2 protein-coding genes and 1 pseudogene are annotated in these 2,172 nt (G+C 36.6%); all 3 read right to left on the reverse strand.

Annotation, left to right across the window (positions count from 1 at the left end; genetic code table 11):
* Nucleotides 1-74: 74 nt before the first annotated feature.
* Nucleotides 75-947 carry a carbon-nitrogen hydrolase gene (locus Q0543_RS10030; protein WP_299252142.1) on the reverse strand — a complete coding sequence of 291 codons (873 nt, stop codon included), beginning with the start codon at nt 945-947 and terminating at the stop codon, nt 75-77.
* 70 nt (nt 948-1,017) lie between these two features.
* Nucleotides 1,018-1,629 (reverse strand): YigZ family protein, encoded by a 612-nt coding sequence (locus Q0543_RS10035; RefSeq protein ID WP_299252145.1) that lies wholly within the window; start codon nt 1,627-1,629, stop codon nt 1,018-1,020.
* A gap of 1 nt (nt 1,630) precedes the next feature.
* A pseudogene (locus Q0543_RS10040) lies at nt 1,631-2,172 on the reverse strand (hypothetical protein); the annotation flags it as partial.

Below are 2,172 nucleotides of genomic sequence, written 5' to 3' on the forward strand. Positions count from 1 at the left end.
CTCTAAGAGTTAACGCTACTCTTAATTTGTTGCGCTTCAGCATTAGGCCTTAAGCTTTAAGCCTTCGGCTTTTTTTAATCTTCATCAATAAACCTTTTCTGAATCGGCGCATACGAATCAATGCGTCTGTCACGTAGGAATGGCCAGTGGGTACGGTAATAATCTGTTTGGGCCATATCAATTTCCTGCACGTGTATCTCTTCGGTTAAGTGCGGCGCTTGGTACAATAATTTACCTTGTGCATTGGATACGAAAGATCCTCCCCAGAATTGCATGCCAGCTTCAACACCTGTTCTGTTCACAGAAACTACGGGTGTTCCATTCGCAACTGAGTGCGAACGTTGAATAGTTTGCCATGCATTGTATTGATCGGTATTTACTTCGTCTGTTTGGTGATCTGCCCAGCCAATCGCAGTAGGGTAGAATAAGATGTCAGCACCCATCAAAGATGTAATACGTGCTGCTTCTGGATACCATTGATCCCAGCAGATTAATACACCTATCGTAGCAAATTTTGTTTTAAAAACTTTATACCCTAAATCACCTGGTGTAAAATAGAATTTTTCATAATAACCCGGATCATCTGGAATGTGCATCTTGCGATATTTACCTAAATAGCTCCCATCTGCATCAATCACAGCAGTTGTATTGTGATACAATCCTTCTGCACGCTTTTCAAATAGCGATGCAATAATTACGACACCCAATTCTTTAGCCAATGCTTGAAAAGAATTTGTTGCAGGGCCAGGGATTGCTTCTGCTAGTTTAAAATTTTCATAATCTTCAACATCGCAAAAGTAGAGCGAGCCAAATAATTCTTGAAGGCAAATAATCTGCGCGCCTTTTGCAGCTGCATCGCGTATGCCTTGAACATTTTTATCAAAGTTTTTTGCTACATCGCTGCTGCATGACAATTGAACCAAACCAACGTTTACTTTCTTATTCAATGTTTTATAAGATTAGTTATAAGTTAAAATTAAGTCTATTTATAGGGAAATAAAAGTAAATGGAGATTGTTTATTCGTATTCCGCTAATCCTTGTGTTATGCGCATTCCGACTATTGTTTTTTGCAATACATTTGTTACTAAACTTTTACGGAATTTAGCATGTAAAATTACTTCATTTTTGTAATCCAGCGAAATAATTTCTCCGCCAAATTCTTTTACCATTCGCATTACTTCTCCTTGTAGCGAAGCATCAAATATCAATTCAATGGATTCATAGATGTATTTTTCTAGAACAATTGTCTTATCTAAACATGCTTTTGCAGCTGTTTTGTATGCTTCTATCAACCCACTAACCCCCAATTTAGTTCCGCCAAAATACCGAACCACTACTACCAATGTTTGTGTGAGATTTTTGGATCGTATTTGATTTAAAATAGGCGTGCCTGCTGTGTGGGAAGGTTCGCCATCGTCTTGGCCTTTCATGATGCGTTCTTGTGTGCCAATTATGTATGCGTAACATACATGACGCGCATCGTAGTATTTCTTGCGTAATACTTGTACTATTTCTTTGACATCACTTTCAGAATATACTATATAAGAAAAGGCCAAGAACTTACTGCCTTTATCTTTATATTCAGCAGATGTGGTTGCTTCAATCGTGAAGTAAACATCTTCGTTCATCTTAAAATTTATTAAAACAAAGAATGAAAATTGCGGTTGTTGCTAGCATTAATCCAAGTACTAACTTTTTTGTAAAGGAGTCTTTGAAAAAGAAGTAGGAAACAAGTGTTATGAGTAAAATGATTGAAATATTCATCATTGGAAATACAAAAGATCCGTCGTGTTGGAAATAATTTAACGTTTTCAATAGATTGTGTATCGAAAAATAGTTTGTGATACCTAAGGCTAAGCCTGCCAATAAAGCTTTGAATTGAAAGTCTATTTTTTTCAATCCTATAAGAATGGATAATGAAACAAGTCCCCAAACGGCTGCAGCTAAAAACAAATGCAGTGTAAATAAACCACCACTTTCTGGCGTAGCAATGGTTTTATTGATAAACAAAATGCTTAAATCCAATAAGCCTGAACATAGGAATACAATTACAGGCAAAAAACGATAAAGAGGTTTGGTTGGAATAAGCGTTTCGTTTGTGTCTTTTTGAGTAAGTATATATATAGCAATCATACCTGTAACAAAGGCGAGTACTTGCAACCAAGAAAACG

The organism is uncultured Cytophaga sp., from assembly GCF_937863595.1.
In the GTDB taxonomy this organism is placed as follows: Bacteria; Bacteroidota; Bacteroidia; order Cytophagales; family Cytophagaceae; genus Cytophaga.